Below are 25,670 nucleotides of genomic sequence, written 5' to 3'. Positions count from 1 at the left end.
GAACCTCACAGCGACGTTCAATCATGTCCGCCCTCGACCCGTCACGACCGCTAGTCAGCGTCATCATCGTCTCCGCCGACAGCGGTGCGAGTTTGCGCGACTGCGTGAAGAGCGTCCTGGCCTGCACGACTCCGCTTGAATTGCTGCTGATCGACAACGCATCGGTGGATGGCATCCCGCAAGCAATCGCCCGTGCACACGAGAGTGATGCGCGTTTCAAGCCGATCTACAACCACGCCAATCTCGGCTTCGGTCCGGCGGTCAATCGCGCCGCGACGCGGGCGCAGGGCGAAACCTTGCTGATTCTCAATCCGGACTGCCTGATCGACCAGGCTGCCTTGCAGCGTCTGCTGGAGGTACAGGCCAATGAGCAGAAGGCGGGCCTGGTGGGGGCGGTGGTCTGCGATGCGCACGGTGTACCCGACCCGGCCTCGTTCCGTCGGGATCCCGTCCTTAGGCGCGCACTGGCCACGCTGTTCAAGCGCGAGGGTGGCGTAAATGCGCGAAGCATTCCCGGCGAAGTGGTGGAAGCCGAAGCCGTATCGGGGGCAGCGATGCTGATGCCGCTGCGTGTGTTCGAAACGTTGCACGGTTTCGACGAGAACTATTTCCTGCATTGCGAGGACCTGGATCTGTGCCGTCGTGTGCGTGACGCAGGCTGGCGCGTCCTGCTTGCTGGTGACGTGCGCGTGCCGCATGGCAAGGGCGGATCGAGTCGGCATCGTCCGGTGTTCGTGAGCTATCACAAGCACCGCGGCATGTGGCGTTGGTTTCGCAAGTTCGATCCCTCCGCACGCCAGCCGCACGTGGCCGCCGTGGTTTGGCTGGGCGTCTGGTCGCACTTCCTCATAAAAATTCCCGGGCAGTGGTTGCGGATGTCGCGGCGATGAGCGCCGCTAAGCGCATCAGCATGCTGGCGACCTTCGGTCTGCTGGTAATGACCGCCGTGTGGGGCTCCACCTTCGTGCTGATCAAGGATGTGGTCGGTCGCATGCCGGTGGCAGATTTTCTGGCAGTACGCTTCATCGTGGCCACCCTCGCCATGTTTGCGCTGTTCCATCGCCATGTGCTGCGGCTGGAACGCAGGCAACTGTGGCGAGGCGTGGTGATGGGCGTGCTCTATGGCTGCGGACAGTTGTTGCAGACCTGGGGGCTGGCGCTGATTTCGCCCAGCGTCAGCGGCTTCGTAACAGGTATGTATGTGGTGTTTACGCCGATACTCGCCACTGTGCTGTTGCGTCAACGCATGCCGCTGACGGTGTGGCTGGCGGTCGGCTTGGCGACGCTTGGCTTGGCGCTACTCTCGCTCAATGGTTTTTCCGTGGACCCCGGAGTTTGGCTGACACTCGCTTCCGCGCTGCTTTATGGCCTGCACATCGTGGCATTGGGGCACTGGTCACGGGCTGATGAGGCGTTTGGTCTGTCCGCTGTGCAGATGGCCGTCATCGCGCTCGTGTGCCTGCTAGCCACGCTGGGACATGGTGGCCCGGTGCTGCCGCCGGATCGCAGCGCATGGATCGCCGTGCTGTACATGGCGCTGGTGGCCGGCGCGGGTGCCATGCTAATGCAGACCTGGGCACAGGCGCACTTGCCGGCCACGCGTGCAGCCATCGTGATGACCACGGAACCGGTTTTCGCCGCGGCCTTTGCGGTGGCGTTCGGCAGCGACATACTTACGTGGCGCATGCTGTGCGGCGGCATTTTGGTGCTGGGCGCCATGTACCTGGTGGAGCTAACGCCGCGTCGAGCGCCGCCAGCCGAAGCGATCCATCACGAGGTATAAATCAACGCAAGCTAAGGCGCTTTGCGTCCATGTGGCTGCATAGCAATTCGAACCAGATAGATCACGATCGCCACATTGCCGATCAGTGCGCCCAGCTTCAGCCAACCGAACTTGTGGAACATCTCATAGGCTTCCACCGGGATCAGCGAACCGGTGGCGATCACCGTGAACCATTCGGCCCAGTGCTTACGTAGCCACAAGCCTATGCCTTCTGCCGCGAAGACCGCTGCGTAGGCCAGTGCCACGATGCCGATGGCCATGAACTTGCTGGGTCCCATTTCCTGCAGCAATTCCACCAGGCGCCAACGCATGCCGCTGCTGTCCTGCAATGAAAGATGCTCCAGCGTATGCACCAGGCGCTCGAAGTTCTGCTGCTGGTGCAGGCCGAATGCGACAAAGGCCACGAAGATCAGGCACAGCGTTTTGATCACCTCGTAGATGGCGATCACGCGCAGGCCGAAGCTGTGTCGGGCCTCGATCTCGGAAACGGGCTTGGTCATGTGGGGGTGCCCAGGGCGATGGCTCGGGTAAAAGGGTAGAGTCTAATCGCAGGTGGATACGGCAAGATCATTTCTTTCACGGGACATGATCTCGGATTTCCGGCCGGCCGAGCGAGGCGCCGGCCGCGATGTGCCTGGCGGGGTTGCCGCGGGCGGATTCAAGGTTGGCGTCCGTGCGGCTGCATCGCAATGCGGATCAAATAGATTACGATCGCAATGTTGCCGATTAACGCGCCCAGCTTTAGCCCGCTGAACTTGTGGAACATCTCATACGCCTCCACCGGAATCAGGGAGCTGGTCGCGAGCACCGTGAACCATTCTGCCCAGTGCCTGCGCAACCATAGGCCTATGCCCTCCGTCGCAAAGATCGCCGCATAGGCAAGCGCCACCATGCCGACGGCTTTGAACTTGCTAGGTCCCCATTTCTCCAGCAAACCGACCAGGCGCCAGCGCATGCCGCTGCTGTCCTGCAATGATAGATGCTCCAGCATGTGGACCAGACGCTCGAAGTTCTGTTCCCGATGCAAGCCGAACGCGACCAAGGCCACACCGATCAGGCACACCGATTTGATCGCCTTGTAGACGGCGATTATGCGCAAGCCGTAACTGTGTCGGGCTTCGATTTCGGAAATGGGCTTGGTCATGTTGGGACACCCGGGTGACTATGGCCAAGGTAGTGGCAGAGCCGGGCAAATACCTCAGGGCGTCCCTGCGGATTTCCAGGGTGACAAACGACAGGGGTCAGCAGCAACGCCCTCCTGTGCCCTTATAGCGTGCTGTTTGCCGCTCGCGGAAGAACTCGGCATAGGTGGGTATCTTGCGTTCCGGATGGTGGGCGCGCAGATGGGCCACGTAGACGTCGTAATCCGGCACGCCGCAGCTCAGGCGAGCGGTTTGCACCAGGCGTTGCCAAAGTTTCCGGAGCGACATGGGTCAGGTACTCCGGCTTGCCACACTGGCCAGGGCGACGCGCGGTGCCTCGCGCGCGGTGGGCACGTTGCTGCGCAGGGCCTTGAAGATGGCATGCACGCTGAAACCGAGCATGCTCAGCACCAGCAGCACGAACACCGCTGTGAGCGTGGCGTCCACCCTGTTGTTGGTGATGATGCGCTGCATTTCATCCAAGGATTTGGCCGGCGCCAGCAGCGTGCCGGCTTGCAGGGCCTGGGTGTACTTCTGCGCGGCGGCGCTGAAGCTGATCGGGCCGACGAGTTTTTCGCAGCCAGCCGTGAGCGTGCAAATCACCAGCCACACGGCCGGAATACCCGGTACCCAGGCGTAGCGCTCGCGTTTGAGCTTCACTGTGACCAGGGTGGCAAGCATCAACGCAATGGCTGCCAGCATCTGGTTGGCGATGCCGAACAACGGCCACAAGGTATTGATGCCGCCCAGGGGGTCGACCGCGCCCTGATACAGGAAATAGCCCCATAAACCCACGCAGATGGTGGTGGCCAGCACGTTGCCGACCCACGATTCGGTGCCTTTCAGCGGCGCATACACCAGACCTGCGATTTCCTGGATCATGAAGCGTCCCACGCGCGTACCCGCATCCACCGTGGTGAGGATGAACAGGGCTTCGAACAGGATCGCGTAGTGGTACCAGAACGCGACCATGCCTTCGCCGGGCAGGATGTTGTGCAGCAGCTGAGCCATGCCTACCGCCAGCGTGGGCGCGCCGCCGGCACGGCTGAGGATGCTGGTTTCGCCGATGTCCTTCGCGGTGCGCACCAGCTCATCCGGCGTAACCACGAAGCCCCACTGGCTGATCACACTGGCGGCATGCTCAACCGTGGTGCCGATCGCCGCCGAAGGCGAGTTCATCGCGAAATACACCCCCGGATGCAGCGAGGAAGCGGCGATCAAAGCCATGATGGCGACGAACGCTTCCATCAGCATGCCGCCGTAGCCGACCATGCGCGCCTCGCCTTCGCTGGAAAGCAGCTTCGGCGTTGTGCCCGAGGCAATGATCGAATGCCAGCCCGATACCGAACCGCAGGCAATGGTGATGAACAGGAACGGGAACAGCTGCCCCTGGAACACCGGGCCGGTGCCGTCGATGAAGCGTGACACGGCCGGCATCTGCAGTTGCGGTGCGGCCAGGATGATGGCGAGGGCCAGCAGCAGGATGGTGCCGATCTTGAGGAAGGTGGACAGATAATCGCGGGGCGCCAGCAACAGCCATACGGGCAGGACGGAGGCTACGAAGCCGTAGATGATCAACAGCCATGCCAGCGACTTGGCGTCGAAATCGAACAACCTGGCCAGTTCCGGCGTTGCGGCTATATGTGCGCCGTAGGCGATGGATGAGATCAATAGCACCAGGCCGATCAGCGAGACCTCCAGGATGCGCCCGGGACGCAACCAGCGCAGGTACACGCCCATCAGCAGCGCAATGGGAATGGTGCAGGCGACCGAGAAAGTGCCCCATGGGCTGTGGGTGAGCGCCTTGACCACCACCAGCGCCAGCACGGCCAGCACGATCATCATCAACGCCAGCAGGCCGAACATGGCCACCACGCCGGCCAACGCGCCCAGCTCCTCACGCAGCATGTGGCCGAGCGAGCGTGCATCGCGGCGCACCGACAGGCCCAGCACCATGAAATCTTGCACCGCACCACCCAGTACCACGCCGAACAGGATCCACAAGGTGCCCGGCAGGTAGCCCATCTGTGCGGCCAGCACGGGCCCCACCAGCGGGCCTGCGCCGGCAATCGCGGCGAAGTGGTGGCCGAACACCACCCACTTGTCGGTGGGCACGTAGTCCAGCCCGTCGTTGCGTAGCACCGAGGGTGGCGCGCGGCTGGGGTCCATCTGCAGCACGCGGTGTTCGATGAACTTGCCGTAGAAGCGGTAGCCGATCAGGAAAATCGCCACCGCCGCGGCCACCAGCCAGATGGCGTTGACCGGCTCGCCGCGGCGCAGGGCGATTACCGCCAGGCAGGCGGCGCCGATGGCAGCGATGACCGCCCACAGAACTCTGCCGGCTACGCTGTTGGGCCTCATTGCGACACTGTCCATATGCACTCCGGATCCGCCTAAACCTAGCCTAGGTTCGTCCCGTCGGCGGCAGGGGTCAATAGCGGATCGGACGCGTTTTTGATGACGGAACGGTAGCCGCCGGGATCGGCTTGCATTCACGGCAGCTCGGCCGCAGTTAGACTTCCGGGTAACCGGTAACGCTTGCTACGAGGTTGGCATGATCCGCGAGATTCTGAAAATGGGTGATCCACGCCTGCTGCGTGTCGCTCCGCCTGTGCCCGATGGCATGCTCAACACTGCCGAACTCGATGCGCTGATCGCCGACATGTTCGACACCATGCATGCCGCCGGTGGCGTCGGCCTTGCCGCGCCGCAGATCGGCGTGGACCTGCAGTTGGCGATCTTCGGCTTCGAGCAGTCCGAGCGCTATCCGGACGCGCCGCCGGTACCACAAACCATTCTGCTCAATCCGGTCATCACGCCACTGTCGCAGGACATGGAGGAGGGCTGGGAAGGCTGCTTGTCGGTGCCGGGTCTGCGCGGAGCGGTCAACCGCTATTCGATGATCCGCTACGAAGGCATCGATCCGAAGGGCTCGCGCATCGACCGCAACGCGCAAGGCTTTCACGCGCGCGTGGTGCAGCATGAATGCGATCATCTGATCGGACGCCTGTATCCTTCGCGCATTACCGATTTCAGCAAATTCGGCTTTACCGAGGTGCTGTTTCCCGGCATGGATCCGGTCGCCGAGGATTGATCCGCCAGGATTCTCACGTAGCAAACTTAAGCAGGCACGTGGCTGCGGCGCGTTGAATTGTCGAGCCGCCAAAGTGAAAGGCGGATTTATGCCGGCTGGGGATGGAACAGGAACCAGCCCAGGAATGCCGCGCCGGCAATCAGGCAGTAGGTGCCGAACGACGCAAGCCGTCCACGACCTTCGAAATAGCGCATCAGAAAGCGCAGGCTGAGCCACGCCGCGATCGCCGTCAGCACGCCACCGAGGAAGGCGTCGCCCAGTTGTTCCGGTACCTTGAACAGTTTCGGAATTTCCAATACGCCGGCGGCAAGAATGATCGGCGTGCCGAGCAGGAAGGAAAATTCGGCGGCCTTTTCCTTGTCCAGGCCGGTGGCGGACCCGGCGATCATGGTCAGGCCGCTGCGCGAGAAACCTGGAATCAACGCGCCCACTTGCGCCAGCCCGACCAGGAACGCCTGTCGAAAACTGAGCTTCTCCGGCGCCTTGTGCAGACGAGTGCGCTCCAGCCGGTCACCGAGCCACAACAGCAAGCCGTTGACGATCAGCGCCACAGCGACGATGCGCAGATCCTTGAACACCAATTCCAGTCGTTTTTCCAGCAGCAACCCCACCACGCACGCGGGAATGGTGCCGATGATCAGTGCCCACATCATGTGCCCTTCGTCGTTATGGCGTCCGGCCAGCGAAGCGAAGAAGCCGCGGATCAGAGCGATCCAGCGTTGGCGGAAATAACCGAGCAACGCCACAGCCGTACCCAGGTGCAGGGCGACCAGAAAGGGAATCAGTTGCGGCGCGTGCTTGTCGATGTGCACCCCGAACAGCGCGGGCACCAGCAAGGTATGGCCAAGGCTGCTGACCGGGAAAAGCTCTGTTACACCTTGCAGCACGCTCAGGAAAATCAGGAACCACAAACTCACGCGTCGATCCTTTATGGGAGTGAAGACGTTATCCGTGGCCGGCTGTTGGCGGGGCTTGCGCCGGCCGGCCTGTCATTATCGGGTATGAAGATGAGGAGAGTGCGAATGCAAGCCGTTGGCCAATGTAAGCTCGACGACAGACAACGCTATGGTATGAATGCGAATTCAGCTAGGGGCAGCACCCTCTCCCGGTCGGAGAGGGCGTTGCCGGGCTTCAGTGCGACTTCACCTTGAGCTGCTGTGTCAGCAGCTTCAGCTTCGCCTTCATCGCTTCGGGCTTGTGCGTTCCCTGCGTGCCGTAGAAGGCGGTGTACAGCTCCTGCGGCGCATCGCTCGCGGGTGGATCGATCACCGCGGCCACGTCCATCTCGTCACCGTCGTTGTAAGGCACGCCATCAAAGGGATGCTGCTTGTGCAACAGCTTGCCCCAGGCTTCCTTGAAATTGTCGTCGAGGTCGGGGCTGGGGGTGATGTGCCGCTTGACGCTGATGCGATCGGGATCGGTGCTGTTCAGACGGACCTGGATCACACCCGGTTGCAGCGCGAACTTGCCGTGGTCCTGGTAATAGCCCACACCCAGGAAAAGCACGTTGTCCGGCGTGATCGATTGCAACGCGGAGGGGTAGCCGAAGCTGATGTTGCTGGCGTCGTAGCTGAAGTGTTTGCTGTAGTCGAAATCGATGTGTGCGTCCCTCAGCACTTCAGGCAGCAGCGAGGAATCGGCAAGGAATTGCTTCCATTGGGCGAGCGTACCGCCGTAATCCACGTTGAAGAAATCGGTGAGCGCCTTCATGTCGGCCAAACTGTCGTGCGTGCCCATCGACGGGTTCATGCGCATCATGATCGCCAGGCCATCCGGTACCGGCAGGGCGAACACTTCCATTTGCCCGTTGATGTAGGGCAGCGACCACACGAATACTTTCCAGTGGCGCAGCCAGTCATCCGTGTAAGTGCTGCTGCTCGCAGGCTTGCCCAGGGAGGTGATCTTGATCTTCTCGGGACCGATTTCCCGTGTCCAATAGCCGGTCTTCAGGATCAGATCCATCATCTGCTTGGGATCGTTGTAGAACGTGGTCGCCTGCATGTCGTCAGGGCGGCGCAGATGGATCAGGAAATTGTGGCCGACATAGCCGCTGGCCACGTAACCGTTGCCGCTGAGCGGCACACGGTTGAGTTCGCGTCCCGTGTACGACCACTGGCCGCTGCGGTTGCGGACGATAAGCTCGGGAAACAGGCTCAGCTCGGGTGTTTCATGCAGGATGTGATTGGAACCCGGACCATGCGGAAACAAATCGTCGCCCTGCTGCTGCAACAGTTTCTTCAGTTGCTCGTCGCCCTGGGCGTAGAACAGCTTCAAGTAAGTGGCGCTGAAGTCCGCATAGGCCGCAGGCAAGGGAAACTGCGCCTTGAATGTGCTGGTCTGAGTGTCCTCCACTACATCCAGCTGATACGTGATGCGCTTGTCCATCACCGCCGCATTGTCCGGGGCGTTCAGCACTTCGCCGATCGGCAAGGCGTAGTTGAGGTTTTCGTTGGGCGATTTCATCAGTACCACGCCGATGACCTTGCCATTCTGGTCCAGCAACGGGCCGCCGCTGTTGCCGGGCGATGCGGCGGCGGAGAAGCGCATCCATTTCCAGCGGCCGTTCTCGTCTTCGGGCGTGTCGGAGGTGTACAAGCCGTCGCGAATCACCACGCCGGTGCCCAGCGCGTTGCCCACCGCATACACCACGCTGTTCAACGCAGCCTTGGTATTGGTTGCCAGAGAGGCGTTGTCATGAGGCTGTTCCTTCAGCGAGAACATCACGAAGTCCTGCTGCAGCGAGAATTTTTCCACTTTGTCGATAGCGTAGACATGGCCGCTGGCATCGCGCAGCGCCGGTGCACCGGTGAGATCACCGACCGCCGCCAGCAGCACGTGGCCTGCGGTGACGTAGTGATTGTGTCCAATCGCAAAGGCCGTGCCGACGGAAAAGTATTTGTCGGTGCGCTCCTGGTAGGGCAGCAAATCGAGCGGCAGGGGCTTCTCGTAGGTAAGCGGATCGTTGCCCGCCCTGGGAATGACTACCTCGAACGTCGCCGCGTTGATTTTCGCAACCAGGGACGGATCGGGACTGGCGGCATGAGCCCATTGCACCGGTCCGAGCACCAACGCGGCCAGCCATAAAGTCCACCCTGTTCGCCGCAAAAAACCGCAAATTCTTGAACCCATGGCCTGCCCGTTCAGTGTCCGCATACGTTCCCTCTGGAGGATTCCCCGATCGGCACTGGGCCGATTTCCGCGCCTGATACTGACACAGTGCCGTTGCGCGGGGGAGGGCAGGAGGCTTGGGCGTGGAAGGTAGGCTGGGATGGCAATCCCAGCATCGGGAAGCTACCTAGAAAGCTGGGATTGTCATCCCAGCCTACGCGCTCAACGGCTGCCCAGGCCAAAATTCCATATCGCCTGCATGGCCAGCATCAGCAATCCCATGCCTATCAGGCTGCCGCGTGCCGGACGACGCAGGTCGGGCGACGCCGCATAAAGGATCAAACCGGCTACCATCACTAACGCTTCCAGCAAAAAATCGGCCCACGGCGTCGCGTACAGATGTAATCCGATATCCGGGCCGTGGCGCCACAGCGGTAGTCGGCTGGTCAGATAGTCGACGCCAACATGGGAAAGCACCAGCAAACCGCTGCCCAAAGCCAATGACACTTGCCGGAACAGAATCGCCGCCAGCAAGGTGACGATCAGCGCAGCACCCGTGACGCCAACGAGGGTATGCGTGTCCGGCCCGATGCTTAGCGCCGGAATCGCATTGCCCACTGCGTCATGCAAATCCGGTTCGATCGAGGCGAACAGCAGCCACGCCATCGGTAGCGGCCTCAGCCAGCGGCGCGCACCAAGGGCGATGGCATAGTGGCCCATGTACATCAGCGCGATGCCCGGGTGAGGCGTCTATGGATCAGGCAAATGATCGCGCCAGGCAGGATGAAGCCCAGCAACATCAGCAAATCGAAGTTCGGCATGGACGCCCCTTCCTCGAAAACAGGAGGTTTCGGATCAATCAACCCTATCGATAGTGATTGATGCTATCGCGCAGGTCGAGCGTCGCTTTGCGCGCCACGGCGGCGAAATCCTCACCGCTGCCCGCATAGAGAATGGCGCGGGAGGAATTGATCATCAGGCCGGTGCCGTTCGCGGTACGGCCATGGCGTACTACGGCTTGCACGTCGCCGCCCTGTGCGCCGATGCCGGGTACCAGCAACGGTGTGTCGCCGATCAGCGCACGTACTTCGGCCAGTTGCTCTGGATAGGTGGCGCCGGTGACCAGTGCGCAATTTCCGTGAGTGTTCCATTCTTGCGCGATGATGCGCGCAACGTGCTGGTACAGCGGCTTGCCGCCGACGTCCAGATCCTGCAGGTCGGCGGCGCCGGGGTTGGAGGTATGGCAGAGCAGGATCACGCCCTTGTCGGCACGATCGAGGAAGGGCTGCGCGGAATCCCGGCCGAGATAAGGATTGAGCGTGACCGCATCGGCGCCATAGCGCTCGAACGCTTCGGTGACGTAATGCTGTGCCGTGCTGCCGATATCGCCGCGCTTGGCGTCGAGAATCACCGGTACACCGGGGTGCCTGGCATGGATGTGCGCGATCAGGCGTTCCAGCGCGTCTTCCGCGCGCAGGGCAGCGAAATGGGCGATTTGCGGCTTGTATGAGCAGACCAGGTCGGCGGTGTCGTCGACGATGGCGCGGCAGAATTCGAACACCGCGTCAGGACGGTCCTTGAGGTGTACTGGGAATTTGGCGGGCTCCGGATCGAGGCCGACGCAGACCAGGGAGTTGCTGCGGGTCCATGCGGCTTGCAGGGAGGCCATGAAATGCATCGAATCTCTCCGGGGTCTTGCCTGATTGAGCCCCTCTCCGGCAAGGAGAGGGGCTGGGAGCGCATTAGGCCAGTTTCTTGTACTTCACGCGATGCGGCTTCGCAGCTTCGTCGCCGAGGCGACGCTTCTTGTCCGCTTCGTATTCGTTGTAGTTGCCGGGGAAGAATTCCACGTGCGAGTCGCCTTCGAACGCGATGATGTGCGTGGCGATGCGGTCAAGGAACCAGCGGTCATGCGAAATCACCATCGCGCAGCCCGGGAATTCCAGCAACGCGTCTTCCAGTGCGCGCAAGGTTTCGATATCCAGGTCGTTCGACGGTTCGTCCAGCAGCAGTACGTTGCCGCCTTGCAGCAGCGTCTTGGCCATATGCAGGCGGCCGCGTTCACCGCCGGACAGATTGCCGACGATCTTCTGCTGATCGGTGCCCTTGAAATTGAAGCGGCCGATATAGGCGCGCGACTGGATCTCAAAGTTGCCGATGGTGAGGATGTCCGAGCCGCCCGAGACTTCCTGCCACACGTTGTTCTTCGCATCGAGCGCGCCGCGTGACTGGTCGACGTAGGCGAGCTTGACGGTATGACCGATCTTCACTTCGCCGTTGTCAGGCTTCTCGACGCCGGTGATCAGCTTCATCAGCGTGGATTTGCCGGCGCCGTTCGGACCGATCACGCCGACGATCGCGCCCGGCGGCACCTTGAACGACAGGTCGTCGATCAGCAGGCGATCGCCGAAGGATTTGGTGACGCTCTTGAATTCGATCACTTCCTGGCCAAGGCGTTCGCCCGGCGGAATGAAGATTTCGTTGGTTTCGTTGCGGCGCTGGTATTCGACCGCGTTCAATTCCTCGAAGCGGTTCAGGCGCGCCTTGCCCTTGGACTGGCGACCCTTGGCGGCCGAGCGCACCCACTCCAGTTCCTTCTCGATCGCCTTCTGGCGCGATTTTTCCTGCTGCGCTTCCTGCTTCAGGCGCTGGTCCTTCTGCTCCAGCCACTCGGTGTAGTTGCCTTTCCACGGAATGCCACGGCCGCGGTCCAGTTCCAGGATCCACTCGGCGGCGTTGTCCAGGAAGTAGCGATCGTGGGTAACGGCCACCACCGTGCCCGGATAATCCTGCAGGAAGTGCTCCAGCCACTCCACCGATTCGGCGTCCAGGTGGTTGGTGGGCTCGTCCAGCAGCAGCATGTCCGGCTTGGACAGCAGCAGGCGGCACAGCGCCACGCGGCGCTTCTCGCCGCCGGACAGCGGACCGATCTTGGCGTCCCACGCCGGCAGGCGCAGCGCGTCGGCGGCCACTTCCAGCTGGCGCTCCAGCGCGTGCGCGTCGTTCACGGCCAGGATGTTTTCCAGCTGCTGCTGCTCAGCGGCGAGCTTGTCGAAATCGGCGCCTTCCTCGCCATAGGCGGCATAGACCTCTTCCAGCCGCTTCTGCGCGTCAAAGATCACCGATACGCCTTCTTCCACCGCCTGGCGCACGGTCTTCTCCGCATCCAGCTCCGGCTCCTGCGCCAGGTAGCCGACCTTGATGCCCGGCTGCGGCCGGGCTTCGCCCTGGAAGTCCTTGTCGACGCCAGCCATGATGCGCAGCACCGTGGACTTGCCCGCGCCGTTCAAGCCCAGCAGGCCGATCTTGGCGCCTGGGAAGAAGCTCAGCGAAATATCCTTGATGATCTGGCGCTTCGGGGGAACGATCTTGCTGACCCCGTTCATGGTGTAGATGTATTGCATGCTGGCTCCGTTGGCGTGCGCGTGGCCGCCCACGTGGACGGACGACGCGCAAGGGCGTGATGGGCGTAGGTATAAGCTCCTTAGTATAGCGGCTTATGCCTAGGCGCCGGTGACAGTTAAGGCGCCTTCGGCCGCCTTATTGGAAGCCGTTGGTCACGTGTTCGCCACTTTTCGCCGCCACGAGGCCACACTTTGCCGCCAGGCTGTCGGGCCATGCGAATCAGACCGATGGCGGGCGCCGCCCGAACCAATACCTTGGGCATGCTGCTGGCCTGGGACGAGCAGGCCGGCCATTGGGCACGGACGCGTGGCCGGGGCGCCGTCGCCATGCACGAATTCATTTGTTTCGGGTTGAAGCAGGCTGCTGCCTGCCTGTTCGGCGGCAGCATGGTGCTGTTGCTTGCGCTCAGTTGGGCGTTCTATCCCCCGGATGCGGCGCTGGCTCGCTACGACTTCCTTACCCTTGCCGCGCTGGCGATCCAGTGCGTGTTGATCGCCAGCCGGCTGGAAACCATCGAGGAGGCGAAGGTCATTTTGCTGTTCCATGGGGTGGGCACCGCGATGGAGATATTCAAGACCTCGATGGGTTCGTGGATCTATCCGGAACCGTCGCTGTTGCGCATCGGCGGCGTGCCGCTGTTCAGTGGCTTCATGTATGCATCGGTGGGCAGTTACATCGCGCGTGCCTGGCGTTTGTTCGATTTCCGCTTCACGCGGCATCCGCCGCTCGCCGCAACGGCGTGGCTGGCAGTTGCGATCTACCTGAATTTCTTCGCGCATCACTTCCTGCCCGATATGCGCTATGTGCTGTTTGCCGCTGTAGCACTCATGTTCGGGCGCACCTGGGTGTATTTCCGTATCCGCCAGGTGCATCGGCGCATGCCGCTGTTGCTGGGGTTCGTGCTGGTGGCCCTGTTCATCTGGTTTGCCGAGAACATCGGCACCTTCACTGCGGCATGGCGCTACCCCATCCAGCACCATGGCTGGCGAATGGTGCCGTTGTCGAAACTGGGGGCCTGGTTTTTGTTGATGATCATCAGCTACGTGATGGTCGGTGCAGTGGCGCGACCTACCGAGCACCGTGAAAACGGCAGGTCTTGAACGCCATCACGGTTTCCCCGATGCGGTGATCACGATTCCACCCTTTCCTCCAGGGAATTGCTATTTGTGCATTGATCGGTCATCCGAATCCCGGTTTTGATGGACCGCCGGTACAAGCCCGGCACCTCACTCTCCTACCAGGGGTACATCGCATGCTCAACAAGACCTTCGCTCGGCAGTCGCTGCGGCGTGGCGGCAAGATCCTCAGCGGAGTGCTGGTCGCCGCGCTGGCCAGCCTCGGCACCAACGCTAGTCACGCCGATCCGATCATCGTCTCCCCCAACCCCGGCGTGGTTTGCGGTTTCGATTCCACCATCGTATCGAACTTCAACGGCACGCCCATCGCGGCCGGCAACTCGCTGTGGTTCAACAGCGTGTTCAAGCTGCAGAACGCACCGAACAACGGCACCCCGGTCAATGTGTACTTGAACAATGCCTCGGTCACGTTCCAGGACAAGAGCGGCAACACCTACACGGTGCATGTACCGAACGCGAAGGTAACGTTCGATCCGGTGGCGACCACCGCGAGCACCAGTTTCGATTCGTACAGCAATACCTGGGTGACCGTCGTACCGTTCGGCCTGGGCGGCAATACGTTTCTCGATGGTGCGGCATTGCCGCTCGCCAGCAATCTGCCTGGCGGCATCAATCCCGTTTCCTGGAGTGGGCAGGTCACTTCCGATACCGCCGGCATCACCGTCGCGTGGCAATGGGCGACCGCGGCGTATACCAATTTCTCCGCCAATTACAGCCTGCTGGACGTGAAGCCGGTCGACAGCAACCAGGCCAGCGTGTACGCAAACTCCGATCACGCCGGCACACCTGAAGCCTACAAACCGTTTGTCATCGGCGGTGCTCGCGGCGGCGGCGGTTCCAACTGGACCGGCTCTTACAGCGGCACCATGAGTCAGAGTTGCCAAGCCGGTACGGCAACCACCGGCGGCGGCAGACCGCCCGCCTGATCCAGCAGTAAGTCCCGTCCGGTATGTTTCCAACGGCGAGTCCGGTTACATGCCGGACTCGTTTAGGCGGATTTGCGCGCAGATGATGCGTGATTCACGCTGGCCGCGCCGTGGCCCAAGTTCGTGCTCCCACAAGCAAAGTATTGAAAAAGCTACCTTATTCCTGCTGGCTTGGCCCAGCTGAGGCGTGGCATGTTGATTTGCAAGCAAAGCTGCAAGTCACGCGGTTTTTCCCGGTGCGGGCGTGTTGGCGAAAAGTGGGCGGTCATGCTGGTGGGTGGCCGACTACACCACCTGCCATTACACTTTCAAGTCTAACCCCCGTCCCACGCTATCCCACGAGGCCCGAATGTTCCCGAAGCAGCAAACGATTGCCGGCTATGACGAAGAGCTGGCCAAGGCCATTGCCGACGAAGCCCGCCGCCAGGAGGACCACGTCGAGCTGATCGCTTCGGAGAACTACGCCAGTCCGCGCGTGCTGGAAGCCCAGGGTTCGGTGCTCACCAACAAATACGCCGAAGGCTATCCCGGCAAGCGCTATTACGGCGGTTGCGAATACGTGGACGTGGCCGAGCGCCTGGCCATCGAGCGCTTGAAGAAGCTGTTCGGCGCCACTTACGCGAACGTGCAGCCGCATTCCGGCTCGCAGGCCAACCAGGCGGTGTACTTCGCGCTGATCAATCCCGGCGACACCATCCTCGGCATGAGCCTGGCGCATGGTGGCCACCTCACCCACGGCGCCAAGGTGAACCTTTCCGGCAAGATCTACAACGCCGTGCAGTACGGCGTGAACGAAGACGGCCTGGTCGATTATGACGAAGTCGAGCGCCTGGCCGTCGAGCACAAGCCAAAGATGATCGTGGCCGGTTTCAGCGCCTATTCGCAGGTCATGGACTGGGCGCGCTTCCGTGCCATTGCCGACAAGGTGGGTGCGTATCTGTTCGTGGACATGGCGCACGTTGCCGGCCTGATTGCCGCCGGCGTGTATCCCAGCCCGCTGCCCCACGCGCACGTGGTCACTTCCACCACGCACAAGACTCTGCGCGGTCCGCGCGGCGGCATCGTGCTGGCCAAGGATCCGGGCGAAGAGATCGAGAAAAAACTGCAGTCGATCGTGTTCCCCGGCATCCAGGGCGGCCCGCTGATGCACGTCATCGCCGCCAAGGCGGTGGCGTTCAAGGAAGCGCTGGAACCGTCCTTCAGGGAATACCAGGCGCAAGTGGTGAAGAACGCCAAGGTCATGGCCAAGACGCTGATCGAGCGCGGCTACAAGGTGGTCTCCGGCGGCACCGAAAACCACCTGATGCTGATCGACCTGATCGGCCGCGAAGTGACCGGCAAGGACGCGGAAGCCGCATTGGGCAAGGCGCACATCACCGTCAACAAGAACGCCGTGCCGAACGATCCGCGTTCGCCTTTCGTCACCTCCGGCCTGCGGGTGGGGACGCCAGCCATCACCACCCGCGGCTACAAGGAAGCCGATGTGGTCGAGCTTACCCATTGGATTTGCGACGTACTGGACGCACCTGGCGATGAAAGCGTGATTAAAGCCACGCGCGAGAAAGTCTCCGCCCAGTGCAAGAAATTCCCCGTTTACGGCTAAGCCAAGGCATCTTCGACCAACGTGCATTGCCCCTTTTGCCAGCATGAAGATACCCGCGTGATCGATTCACGCCTTGCCGACGACGGCGCCACCGTGCGCCGCCGTCGCGAGTGTCCGCAGTGTGGTGAGCGGTTCAATACGTTCGAAACGGCCGAGCTGAAACTGCCGGCGATCGTGAAAAGCGGCGAACGGCGCGAAAGCTTCGATGAGCGCAAGCTACGTACAAGTTTTGAGCGGGCGCTGCAGAAGCGGCCGGTAGCAAGCGATGACGTGGATGCCGCGGTGCGTGCGGTGATCGATGATCTGCGCAAGAGCGGCGAGCGCGAAGTGCCGTCGCGCCACGTGGGCGAGCTGGTGATGCGCGAGTTGAAGAAGCTCGATCAAGTGGCGTATGTGCGCTTCGCTTCCGTCTATCGCAAGTTCGAAGACGTGCATGCCTTCCGCGAAGAGATCGAGAAGCTGGAGCGCGATCTGCCGGGGCTGGAGAATTTGCAGCTTTCGTTGCTGGGTGAAGCCGGGGCGGCGGCAGCAAAGCGGGGACATCGCAAGCCCTGAGGTCCGTAGGCCGGGATGGCAATCCCAGCCTACTCACTGCCACTTCCTGTTATCCGCTCAAGCTACCCTTTGCTGGCTGTCCAAGCTCTCCAGCCATGCCTCATCCGATCCTTCCTCGACGCCTTCGAACAGGAAGGTGGACAGATACCGTTCGCCCGTATCCGGCAACATCGCCAGGATTACACTGCCTTGCTCGGCCTTTTCCGCATACTGAAGCGCGGCGGCCACGGTGGCCCCGGCGGAAATGCCGACAAAAATGCCTTCTTCCTTCGCCAGCCGCCGCGAGGTGTCACGGGCCACCACTTCATCCACCGGCAAGTCGATGTCGAACACCTCGCGGTTGAGCACCTCGGGTACGAAATCCGGCGTCCAGCCCTGGATCTTGTGCGGCTGCCACGGTTTGTCCTGCAGCATGGACGCGCCAGCCGGTTCGGAGACCACGATTTTCACGTCCGGGCGCGCCAGCTTGAGCATCTCGCCTACGCCGGTGAGGGTGCCGCCCGTGCCCCAGCCTGTCACGAAGGCATCGAGCCGCTTGCCGGCGAAATCGCGCAGGATTTCCGTTGCGGTGGTATTGCGGTGATAAGCCGGATTGGCCGGGTTCTGGAACTGTCGCGGCAGAAACCAGCCATGCTGTTTGGCCAGTTCCTCTGCGCGCCTTACCATGCCACTGCCACGCTCGGCAGCTGGCGTCAGGATCACTCTGGCGCCGTACGCGCGCATCAGCTTGCGACGTTCCACCGAGAAAGTCTCGGTCATGGTCGCCACGAAGTTGTAGCCGCGTGCCGCGCACACCATGGCCAGTGCCACACCCGTGTTGCCCGAGGTGGCTTCGACCACCGTATCGCCCGGCTTGAGCAAGCCTTTCTTTTCTGCGTCCAGGATGACCGCAATGGCCAGGCGGTCCTTGACCGAGCCACCCGGGTTGAAGGCTTCCACCTTGGTGTAAAGCGTCACGTGCGAAGGTGCCACGCGATGCAGACGAACGATGGGTGTATTGCCGATGGTGTCCAGGATGTTGTCGTAGATCATGGCTGCAACCCTTCCGCAAGATAAGATCTGCAGGCTACTCCCGATTTCCTCGCCGCGACAAATGCCATCCGCTCGCGCCCACTGACCATCTTGCATATCCATATTCAGAAGCTTCCATGACATCTTCCGGCGTCGATGCTATGCACATGGCGCAGGCGCTACGCCTGGCCGAACAGGGGCTTTGCACTACCCAGCCCAATCCACGCGTGGGCTGCGTCATAGCCCATGGCGAACGTGTGGTAGGGCAGGGCTGGCATGTGCGCGCGGGTGAGCCGCATGCCGAAGTGTATGCATTGCGTGAAGCGGGGGAGCAGGCACGAGCGGCCACCGCTTATGTCACGCTGGAGCCGTGCGCCCATCACGGACGTACCCCTCCTTGCGCCGATGCGTTGATCGCCGCCGGCATCGGGCGGGTGGTCATTGCCGCGGAGGATCCGTTTCCGCAGGTGGCCGGGCAGGGCATCGCCAAGCTGCGCGCCGCGGGGATCGCCGTGGAAAGCGGCCTTATGCGAGAGGCGGCACGGGAGCTCAACCTGGGCTTTTTCAGCCGGATCGAGCGCCATCGCCCCTGGGTACGCGTGAAGCTGGCGATGAGCCTGGACGGCCGCACCGCGCTCGCCAATGGCGAGTCGAAATGGATTACCGGTGAAGCTGCCCGGGCGGATGTGCAACGCTGGCGTGCGCGAAGTTCGGCCATCCTCACCGGCATGGGTACGGTGCTGGCTGACAATCCGCAACTGACGGTGCGGCTGCCTGTAGGGGAGTCGTCCCGCGGGTCGTTTTTGCCCACGCGGGTGATCCTCGATCGCCATCTGCGCACACCGGCCGGCAGCCATGTTCTGGACGGCCAAACACCTACCCTCGTTTTGCACGCCGCGTCGGCGGAGGCCACCGATGAGCGCTTTGCAAAAGTGGAGCGCATCGCCATGCCGGAGCTAGGCGATGCGCTCGATCTTGAGGCTATCCTCAGCCTGCTCGCCGAACGCCACTGCAGTGAATTGCACGTGGAAGCGGGTCCTACGCTCTGTGGCGCATTGTTCGCGGCAGGGCTGGCCGATGAGCTGCTGCTCTATATCGCTCCCATCATGCTGGGCGATCGCGCACGTCCATTGATGCATCTGCCCCCCTTGGCTGAGATGGCTTCGCGCTGGAAGTTGCGAGTGGTCGACCAGCGGCAGATCGGCAATGACTGGCGTTTGCAGTTGCGCCTTGCCTGAGTGTCATCGGGCGAAGCGTGTAGGCTGGGATGCCAAGCCCAGCTTTCCACACGGCATCTCGATGCTGGGATTGTCGTCCCAGCCTGCGCGCTATTTGGCGAAGTCGATGCCGATTTTCCCGAAGTGACGGCCGGCAAGCATGTGCTCGAACGCGGCGGGAAGTTCTTCAAAGCCGTAGGTCTTGTCGAGTACTGGTTGCAGCCGGGTGGCTTCGAGGGCGGCGACCATGCGTTCATGCTGCTCCAGTGAGGCGACCGAAATGCCTTGCACGTGCACACGCTTGAGGATTATCTGCGTGAGTGGGATCTGTGCATCGAGGCCACCCAAAAATCCCACCACCCCGACAAAGCCATGCATGCGTACGGCATCGAGCGATTGCGCAAAAGTCGACGCGCCGGCGGTTTCGATGACAGCATCCACGCCAATACCGGCAGTGATTTCGCGCACCGCGGCGCCCCACTGCGGCGTTTCGCGGTAATTGATGCCGACGTCCGCACCTAGCGCCTTGCCACGGGCCAGTTTTTCATGTCTGGAGGAGAGCAGGATTACTTTCGCGCCGCGCAGCTTGGCCAACTGCAAGGCGAACAGGGATACGCCCCCAGTTCCCAGCAACAGCACTGTCTGACCGGTGGTGATGTGCGCTTGCTCCAAGGCCTGCCACGCGGTGAGCGCAGCGATCGGCAGCGTCGCCGCCTGCAGGCTGTCCATATGCGAAGGTGCATGGGCGAGCGAGTACGCGTCGAAACAGGCCAACTCGCGCATCACGCCTTCGGCCGGGCCGCCGATTTCCTTGGCATCCCATTCCGGTCGTATGGCCCCGGCGAGCCAGCGCGACTTGTAGAACGTTGTAACGCGATCGCCCGGCTTGAAGCGCGTGACGGCTTCGCCGACCTCCAGCACCGTGCCCGCACCATCGGAGATCGGCACGATGGGCAAGGTCACGGCGCGGTAGAGATTGCCGCTCACCAGCAGGTGATCGCGGTAATTGAGCGAGGCCGCTTCCATCCGCACCAGTACTTCATTGGGCTTGGGGCGGGGCGCGGGCAAGTCGACGGGCTTTAGGTGATCGAGTCCGAAAGCAGTGAGCTGGATGCTGCGCATGGCGGTGTTCCTTGGGTTGGGATGGCGTCATGCTCCTACTTTCATCTAAGAATGATAATCTCATGCAAATACATATCTTTTATTCGTTTTATGAATAAATCATTCGAACTGACGCCGACCCGCCTCAGGGAACTTCGTGGTTTTGCCGCAGCCGCGCGCCTGTTGAATTTCTCGCAGGCGGCACGTGTGGCGGGCTGCACGCCTTCGGTGCTCAGCCGACGCATAGCCGCGTTGGAAAAGGCCACCGGCAGCGCGCTGTTCCTGCGCACCACGCGGCGCATGACGCTGACCGCGCGCGGCGAACAACTGCTCGCTTATTGCGAGCGGCTGGAAACGGTGATGGCCGAACTCGCCGTCAATCTGCGCCCTAGCTCGGGCGAGTTGGCCGGTCGGTTGTGCATGCACTTGCCCGCTTCGTATGGGCGCACGTGCATTGCGCCCTTGCTGGCCGAGTTCATGCGTAGCCATCCGCAGGTGCGGATCGACGCGAGTTACGACGATACCTATGTCGATCTGGTTGAGGCGAAGGTGGATCTGGCCTTGCGTGTGGGCAAATTGGCCGATGCCAGCTGGGTGGCGCGGCGGGTAGGGACGATGCGTCGTTATCTGTGTGCGGCGCCTGATTATCTGGCTTCAGCGCCGCCGTTGAACGATCCGTCCGATCTGAAACAGCATCGCTGTGTCGCCTTCAGCAGCTTGCGTACCGGCACCTTATGGCAGTTCATGCGGCAGCGACAGCGGCGCTCGGTGCGCATCGAGCCAATACTGACTTGCAACGATTCACAAGCCGTGCGCGACGCCATCCTGGCCGGGGTCGGCATCGGCATCCAGGGCGATTACATGGCGGACGGCCTGGTGGCAGAAGGACGCCTGGTCGAGGTGCTCACCGATTGGCCGCCCAGCAGTTCGCCGATTCATCTGCTGTGGCTACCCGGGGCGGATCGTGCCCCGGCCGTGCGCAGCCTGATCGATTTTCTGGTGCACGCGCTTACGGGCGAGTGACGCAGTGTTCCTCCCGGGTGAATAACGGGGAGCCGGTCAATCGGTGCTAAACTCCCCCGGCCGATTTTGGCACTTACAACAAACGTCTTCAGGGCGGGGTGTAATTCCCCACCGGCGGTAGGGGTCGCAAGACCTGAGCCCGCGAGCGCTTTCGTGGTCAGCGAAAGGTCAGCAGATCCGGTTCAATGCCGGGGCCGACGGTCATAGTCCGGATGAGAGAAGACGGCAGCATGCATCGCGCAAGCGGTGCGCGTGCCTTATGCCTTGGGGCGTTCCCACATCCGAGTATTCGTGGAGAACGTTCATGTCCATGCCTTTCCATCCTGTTCCAAGCACCTTCCTGGCGGAGGTGCGCTGATGTTTACCGGCATCATTCAAAGTGTTGGCCGCGTCGCGCGGCTGGAGCCGCGCGGCGGCGACGTGCGCTTGCACATCGATACGGCGCAGCTTGACCTTTCAGACGTGCAACTGGGCGACAGCATCGCGGTGTCTGGCGTGTGCCTCACCGTAGTCACACTTCATTCGGGCGGTTTTTCCGCCGATGTTTCCAATGAGACGCTGTCGCTCACCACACTGGGCAAGCACCAGGGTGGCGATCCGGTGAACCTGGAAAAAGCCCTGCGGCTAGCGGATCGTCTGGGCGGCCACCTGGTGTCCGGCCACGTCGACGGCGTGGGCAAGGTAGTTGCCATCACGGCCGATGGGCGTTCGCAGCGTTGGACCTTCGAAGTGCCGGCACAGCTTTCGCGCTACATCGCATCAAAGGGATCCATCTGCATCGACGGCACCAGCCTTACCGTCAATGAAGTGAACGGCGATCGGTTCGGGGTCAACCTCATTCCCCACACGGTGGAACATACCGCGTTCCATGCGAGGCGCACGGGCGATGTGGTGAATATCGAGGTCGACGTGATTGCCCGTTACGTCGAGCGTCTGATCGGCGGCGAAGCATCGCGGATCGACGAGGCATTTCTCAAACAACACGGTTTTGCGTGAGTCCTCAAGGAGCAGCACATGGCATTCAATACCATTCCGGAAATCCTCGAAGACATCCGCGCCGGCCGCATGGTCGTGATCCTCGATGACGAAGATCGCGAGAACGAAGGCGATCTGATCATGGCCGCGCAAATGGTGCGGCCCGAAGACATCAACTTCATGGTGCGCGAAGCGCGTGGCCTGTTGTGCCTGACACTCACCGAGCAGCGCACACGCCAGCTCGGCCTGCGCCCGATGGTGAGCGACAATACCTCGCCGTACCACACCAACTTCACCGTCTCGATCGAGGCGGCCGAAGGGGTCACCACCGGCATCTCTGCGCACGATCGCGCGCGCACTATCCAGGTGGCGGTGAAATCGGACGCCAAGCCGCAGGATCTCGCGCAGCCCGGTCATATCTTTCCGCTCACCGCGCAGCCCGGTGGTGTGCTGACGCGTGCCGGTCACACGGAAGCAGGCTGCGACCTTGCTGCGCTGGCTGGGCTGGAGCCGGCGGCGGTGCTGATCGAAGTGCTGCATGAAGATGGTTCGATGGCGCGCCGTCCCGAGCTGGAGGTCTTTGCGAACAAGCACGGACTGAAGATCGGCTCCATCGCTGACCTGATCCGCTATCGCCTGGAAACGGAAAAGACCGTGCAGCGGGTGTATGAGGAAGAAGTGCAGACCGAGTTTGGGGCCTTCCGCCTGGTGGCCTATCGCGATGCGATCCGCCACGGCCTGCATTTCGCCCTGGTGCGTGGCAGCGTGAATGACGGCCAGCCGGTACTCAGCCGCGTGCATGTGCGCAATACCTTGTCCGACGTGCTGCATCTGAAGCGCGAGGACCTGGGCATGACTGTTACGTCCGCCTTGCGCCGCATTGCGGACGAGAATCGTGGCGTATTGCTGGTGCTGTCGGGCGAGGACACGCCCGAAGCGTTGTTGCGTCGCCTCAATCGGCAGCCCGCTCCGCAGGAGCCTAGCGATCAGCACCAGCAATGGCGCCAGCTCGGCCTTGGCGCGCAGATCCTCACTGACCTGGGTGTGCATCACCTGCGCGTGCTGGGCACGCCGCGCAAGCTGGTGGGCTTGGCGGGGTTCGGGCTGGAAGTCGCCGAATACGCCGAATAGCGCGTGGATCGCCAACCCCTCTCCCCACGGGAGAGGGGTTGAAGTCCAAGCGCCATTCAGGGGGCGACCCGGCGGCCGCAAGGATCGTAAGGCCGGCTGGCCATATTCATCACTGCCACACGCTTTGCTTCGTGGCATCCTTCGTCCGGTTAAAACCAAACGAAGGGATCAGGATGAAGCTCGCCCACCTGCCGCGCACCGCCGCTTTTGCCCGCACCGCCTTGTTCACAGCGCTTTCGCTGACCGGCCTGACGCCGGCGCTCGCGCAGCAGGCCGCTTCATCCCCGGACCAGCGCGCCGCCCAGTTGCTCAAGCGTATGTCGTTGGAAGACATGCACCATATGGTGCAGAGCTACAACAACATGATGTCCCTGCAACAACCGTCCGGTGGCATCGGTGCGGCGGGCTACGTGCCGGCACTGCCGAAACTTGGCATTCCCGCTTTGCAGGAGAACGACGCCAGCATCGGGGTGCACAACTATCCGATCGACCAGGGACCGGGCAAGCAGCCGGCCCACGTACGCGGCGAAGCGGGCAACGCCACACCGCTGCCTTCGACGCTTGCCCTTGCTGCTACCTGGAATCCTGAGATCGCCTATGCCGGTGGACGCATGATTGCGGGCGAGGCGCACGATCAGGGCATCAACGTGTTGCTGGCCGGTGGTATCAACCTTACGCGCGAGCCTCGCGATGGACGCACCTTCGAATACCTCGGCGAGGATCCGCTGCTCGCGGCGCGGATCGACGGTGGCGAAATTCGCGGGATCCAATCGCAGCACGTGATTTCCACCATCAAGCACTACGCCTTGAACGACCAGGAAACCAACCGCCTTACGGTCAACGCCAACATCGACGAACGCGCCATGCGCGAATCGGACCTGCTCGCGTTCGAACTGGCCATCGAAGACGGCCATCCGGGTTCGGTGATGTGCGGCTACAACAAGGTCAACGGCGTGTGGGACTGCTCCAGCAAGCACCTGCTGGAAGACATCCTCAAGGACGATTGGAAATACCCGGGCTGGGTGATGACCGACTGGGGCGCCGATCATGGCGTGATGGATGCCATGGCCGGCACCGACCAGGTCTCCGGCATCGATGCGGGCAGCGGCTTCAGCCTGGGGCAGACGTCGAGCAGCTTCGGTGCGCCGCTACTCAAGGCGATCCAGAAGGGCGACATTCCGCGCAGCCGCCTGGAAGACATGACGCATCGCATCCTGCGCTCAATGTATGCAGTGGGCTTGTTCGAGCATCCGCCGGTGACCAAGCCGCTCGATGCCGAAGCCGACGCGCAGGTGGCGCAGCATGCGGCCGAACAGGCGATCGTGCTGCTAAAGAACGATCGCGATCAGCTGCCGCTGCACAAAGACGTCAAGACGGTGGCGATCATTGGCGGTCACGCCGATGCCGGCGTGTTATCCGGTGGCGGCTCCGCGCAGGTATGGCCGATCGGTGGCCCGGCCATCCCGGCGGTCAAGGGCCCGGATTGGCAGTGGAAAGTCTACGATCCCTCTTCGCCGATGAAGGCGCTTCAGAAATTGCTGCCGAACGCCAAGATCAGCTATGACGACGGCAGCGATCCGGCCAGGGCCGCGGCTCTCGCAAAATCGTCCGACGTGGCCATCGTATTCGCCACACAGTGGACCTGCGAAGGCGTCGATCTGGCGGATCTCGCGCTGCCTGACAAGCAAGACGCCCTGATCGACGCTGTCGCCTCCGCCAATTCGCATAGCGTGGTGGTGTTGGAAAATGGCGGGCCGGTAAAAATGCCGTGGCTGTCGAAGGTGGGCGCGGTGGTGGAAGCCTGGTACCCCGGCGCGCGTGGAGGTGAGGCTATAGCGGGTGTGCTCACTGGCAAGGTGAACCCATCCGGCCGCCTGCCCGTCACCTTCCCGCAGGACGAACAGCAGCTGCCGCGCCCGCGGATCACCCAGGCGCAGGAAGTCGACTACAACATCGATGGCGCTGCCGTCGGTTACAAGTGGTTCGACAAGAACAAGCTGCAACCGCTGTTCCCGTTCGGGTTCGGTCTTTCGTATAGTCACTTCGACTACAGCGACTTGCATGTGAGCACACAGGGCGATCGCGTCATGGTCAGCTTCAAAGTGAGCAATGCCGGCCAGCGCGAAGGCATGGATACGCCGCAGGTTTATGTGAGCTTGCCGGGCGAAAGCGGCGAAGCACCTCGCCGGCTTGCTGGTTTCCAGAAGCTGGCGCTGAAACCGGGACAGAGCCGAACAGTAACTGTCACGATCGATCCGCGCCTGCTGGCGACGTTCGATGTGCCAGGGCATCGGTGGACAATTGCCGCCGGAAGCTACCCGATCCAGGTCGGCCATTCGTCGCGAGACTTCGCGTTGAACTCAGCAGCGACGGTCGCTGCGGCGACGATTGCGCCCTGATGGATGGAGTCACGATCCCGCCTCAGCCTTGTCATGGCTGTTCCCCGTTGGCTTGGGTCGC

At 62.1% G+C, this 25,670-nt stretch carries 23 protein-coding genes and 1 riboswitch; of the genes, 12 read left to right on the top strand and 11 right to left on the bottom strand.

The genetic code is table 11. The features are described 5' to 3' along the window. The first annotated feature begins 23 nt into the window (after positions 1-23). Together QQJ96_RS20435 and QQJ96_RS20430 are read left to right on the top strand one after the other, a co-directional pair. Positions 24-890, top strand: a complete 867-nt coding sequence (locus QQJ96_RS20435; RefSeq protein WP_284333879.1) for a glycosyltransferase family 2 protein — start codon at positions 24-26, stop codon at positions 888-890. Then, on the top strand, positions 887-1,783 hold the full coding sequence (locus tag QQJ96_RS20430; RefSeq protein WP_284333878.1) for a DMT family transporter: 897 nt from the start codon (positions 887-889) through the stop codon (positions 1,781-1,783). Before QQJ96_RS20435 ends, QQJ96_RS20430 begins: the two co-directional genes overlap by 4 nt. 11 nt (positions 1,784-1,794) lie before the next feature. On the opposite strand, the gene QQJ96_RS20425 is transcribed toward QQJ96_RS20430, so the two are convergent. The 4 genes from QQJ96_RS20425 to QQJ96_RS20410 form a co-directional block, all read right to left on the bottom strand. Further along, entirely contained in the window at positions 1,795-2,283 is a 489-nt protein-coding gene (locus QQJ96_RS20425) for a DUF2127 domain-containing protein (protein WP_284333877.1), read from the bottom strand. 158 nt (positions 2,284-2,441) lie between these two features. Continuing rightward, a complete protein-coding gene (locus tag QQJ96_RS20420; protein WP_284333876.1) occupies positions 2,442-2,927 on the bottom strand; it encodes a DUF2127 domain-containing protein in 486 nt (161 codons plus the stop codon). Between the two features lie 97 nt (positions 2,928-3,024). Beyond that, positions 3,025-3,213, bottom strand: a complete 189-nt coding sequence (locus QQJ96_RS20415; protein WP_284333875.1) for a YbdD/YjiX family protein — start codon at positions 3,211-3,213, stop codon at positions 3,025-3,027. Between the two features lie 3 nt (positions 3,214-3,216). Continuing rightward, entirely contained in the window at positions 3,217-5,301 is a 2,085-nt protein-coding gene (locus QQJ96_RS20410) for a carbon starvation CstA family protein (RefSeq protein WP_284333874.1), read from the bottom strand. Between the two features lie 178 nt (positions 5,302-5,479). Here QQJ96_RS20410 and def point away from each other — a divergent pair, with 178 nt between their 5' ends. After that, entirely contained in the window at positions 5,480-6,019 is a 540-nt protein-coding gene (def, locus tag QQJ96_RS20405; RefSeq protein ID WP_284333873.1) for a peptide deformylase, read from the top strand. A gap of 86 nt (positions 6,020-6,105) precedes the next feature. Here def and QQJ96_RS20400 read toward each other — a convergent pair whose 3' ends face one another. The 5 genes from QQJ96_RS20400 to ettA all read right to left on the bottom strand — a co-directional run bounded on the left by QQJ96_RS20400 (position 6,106) and on the right by ettA (position 12,531). Next, positions 6,106-6,936 carry an undecaprenyl-diphosphate phosphatase gene (locus QQJ96_RS20400; protein ID WP_284333872.1) on the bottom strand — a complete coding sequence of 277 codons (831 nt, stop codon included), beginning with the start codon at positions 6,934-6,936 and terminating at the stop codon, positions 6,106-6,108. A gap of 214 nt (positions 6,937-7,150) precedes the next feature. Further along, positions 7,151-9,148: a S1 family peptidase gene (locus tag QQJ96_RS20395; RefSeq protein ID WP_284333871.1), complete on the bottom strand. Its 1,998-nt coding sequence runs from the start codon at positions 9,146-9,148 to the stop codon at positions 7,151-7,153. 201 nt (positions 9,149-9,349) lie between these two features. Then, a complete protein-coding gene (locus tag QQJ96_RS20390; RefSeq protein ID WP_284333870.1) occupies positions 9,350-9,847 on the bottom strand; it encodes a hypothetical protein in 498 nt (165 codons plus the stop codon). 145 nt (positions 9,848-9,992) lie between these two features. Next, positions 9,993-10,805 (bottom strand): orotidine-5'-phosphate decarboxylase, encoded by an 813-nt coding sequence (gene pyrF, locus QQJ96_RS20385; protein WP_284333869.1) that lies wholly within the window; start codon positions 10,803-10,805, stop codon positions 9,993-9,995. A 64-nt stretch (positions 10,806-10,869) separates the two neighbouring features. Continuing rightward, on the bottom strand, positions 10,870-12,531 hold the full coding sequence (gene ettA / locus QQJ96_RS20380; RefSeq protein ID WP_284333868.1) for an energy-dependent translational throttle protein EttA: 1,662 nt from the start codon (positions 12,529-12,531) through the stop codon (positions 10,870-10,872). A gap of 213 nt (positions 12,532-12,744) precedes the next feature. On the opposite strand from ettA, the gene QQJ96_RS20375 reads away from it, so the two are divergent. From QQJ96_RS20375 to nrdR, 4 genes are all read left to right on the top strand, one after another. Continuing rightward, positions 12,745-13,632, top strand: a complete 888-nt coding sequence (locus tag QQJ96_RS20375; protein ID WP_284333867.1) for a DUF817 domain-containing protein — start codon at positions 12,745-12,747, stop codon at positions 13,630-13,632. A gap of 152 nt (positions 13,633-13,784) precedes the next feature. Next, on the top strand, positions 13,785-14,594 hold the full coding sequence (locus QQJ96_RS20370; protein WP_284333866.1) for a hypothetical protein: 810 nt from the start codon (positions 13,785-13,787) through the stop codon (positions 14,592-14,594). 349 nt (positions 14,595-14,943) lie between these two features. Then, entirely contained in the window at positions 14,944-16,197 is a 1,254-nt protein-coding gene (gene glyA / locus QQJ96_RS20365; RefSeq protein WP_284333865.1) for a serine hydroxymethyltransferase, read from the top strand. Between the two features lie 21 nt (positions 16,198-16,218). Then, on the top strand, positions 16,219-16,752 hold the full coding sequence (gene nrdR / locus QQJ96_RS20360; RefSeq protein ID WP_284333864.1) for a transcriptional regulator NrdR: 534 nt from the start codon (positions 16,219-16,221) through the stop codon (positions 16,750-16,752). Positions 16,753-16,809: 57 nt separating this feature from the next. Here nrdR and cysK read toward each other — a convergent pair whose 3' ends face one another. Next, positions 16,810-17,784, bottom strand: coding sequence for a cysteine synthase A (gene cysK / locus QQJ96_RS20355; protein ID WP_284333863.1), 975 nt, complete (start codon positions 17,782-17,784; stop codon positions 16,810-16,812). 116 nt (positions 17,785-17,900) lie between these two features. Here cysK and ribD point away from each other — a divergent pair, with 116 nt between their 5' ends. After that, on the top strand, positions 17,901-19,001 hold the full coding sequence (gene ribD, locus QQJ96_RS20350; RefSeq protein ID WP_404649334.1) for a bifunctional diaminohydroxyphosphoribosylaminopyrimidine deaminase/5-amino-6-(5-phosphoribosylamino)uracil reductase RibD: 1,101 nt from the start codon (positions 17,901-17,903) through the stop codon (positions 18,999-19,001). Positions 19,002-19,091: 90 nt separating this feature from the next. On the opposite strand, the gene QQJ96_RS20345 is transcribed toward ribD, so the two are convergent. Next, positions 19,092-20,102 carry a zinc-dependent alcohol dehydrogenase family protein gene (locus QQJ96_RS20345; protein WP_284333862.1) on the bottom strand — a complete coding sequence of 337 codons (1,011 nt, stop codon included), beginning with the start codon at positions 20,100-20,102 and terminating at the stop codon, positions 19,092-19,094. Between the two features lie 90 nt (positions 20,103-20,192). Between QQJ96_RS20345 and QQJ96_RS20340 the strand changes: the two genes are divergently transcribed. From QQJ96_RS20340 to QQJ96_RS20325, 4 genes are all read left to right on the top strand, one after another. Further along, complete coding sequence (locus QQJ96_RS20340; protein ID WP_284333861.1) at positions 20,193-21,104, top strand: LysR family transcriptional regulator; 912 nt, start codon at positions 20,193-20,195, stop codon at positions 21,102-21,104. 80 nt (positions 21,105-21,184) lie between these two features. Next, positions 21,185-21,332, top strand: a riboswitch (FMN riboswitch). 129 nt (positions 21,333-21,461) lie between these two features. Continuing rightward, complete coding sequence (locus QQJ96_RS20335) at positions 21,462-22,100, top strand: riboflavin synthase (RefSeq protein WP_284333860.1); 639 nt, start codon at positions 21,462-21,464, stop codon at positions 22,098-22,100. A gap of 18 nt (positions 22,101-22,118) precedes the next feature. Continuing rightward, positions 22,119-23,210, top strand: a complete 1,092-nt coding sequence (ribBA, locus tag QQJ96_RS20330) for a bifunctional 3,4-dihydroxy-2-butanone-4-phosphate synthase/GTP cyclohydrolase II (protein ID WP_284333859.1) — start codon at positions 22,119-22,121, stop codon at positions 23,208-23,210. A 173-nt stretch (positions 23,211-23,383) separates the two neighbouring features. After that, positions 23,384-25,609, top strand: coding sequence for a beta-glucosidase (locus QQJ96_RS20325; RefSeq protein ID WP_284333858.1), 2,226 nt, complete (start codon positions 23,384-23,386; stop codon positions 25,607-25,609). Positions 25,610-25,670: the final 61 nt, after the last annotated feature.

This window comes from Dyella flagellata (assembly GCF_030160275.1).
In the GTDB taxonomy this organism is placed as follows: domain Bacteria; phylum Pseudomonadota; class Gammaproteobacteria; order Xanthomonadales; family Rhodanobacteraceae; genus Dyella_B; species Dyella_B flagellata.
The sequence above is the reverse complement of the archived record's forward strand: the minus strand, read 5'-3'. Positions and strand labels throughout refer to the sequence as shown.